Raw genomic sequence first — 426 nt, forward strand, 5'->3', positions numbered from 1 at the left:
GGAGGGGAGGGTGACGACGTTTTCGATGGCGGGACCGGTTCCAACAAACTGTATGGCGATGCTGGAAATGATGTCATCAAGGTTGCCAGTGACTCTTCGGGCAATACATTAGCCGGCGGCACGGGCAACGACAGCCTCTACGGTGGCTACAACGCTGATACGTACCTGTTCAACTTGGGCGATGGTCAAGACACGATTACCGAATACGATCCCGGTTATGGCGCTACGGACACTTTGCGTTTCGGCGTGGGGATTCTGGCCAGCGATATCAATATGCGCAGGGTCGACTCTGATCTGGTGTTCATGCACAGCAACGGTACCGATCAGGTCACGGTCAAAGGCTGGTTTAATCGATCAACCTCCAGTGCAGACGCCACCCTTTCGGCTGTCATCGAGCGTGTGGAATTTGCTGATGGGACGTTCTGG

General features: G+C 54.9%; 1 protein-coding gene. It reads left to right on the forward strand.

The genetic code is table 11. The features are described 5' to 3' along the window. On the forward strand, positions 1-426 hold a 426-nt coding region (locus K0F88_RS32060; protein ID WP_306823163.1), incomplete at both ends, for a calcium-binding protein.

The organism is Pseudomonas sp. UMAB-40, from assembly GCF_900095275.1.
In the GTDB taxonomy this organism is placed as follows: domain Bacteria; phylum Pseudomonadota; class Gammaproteobacteria; order Pseudomonadales; family Pseudomonadaceae; genus Aquipseudomonas; species Aquipseudomonas mandelii_B.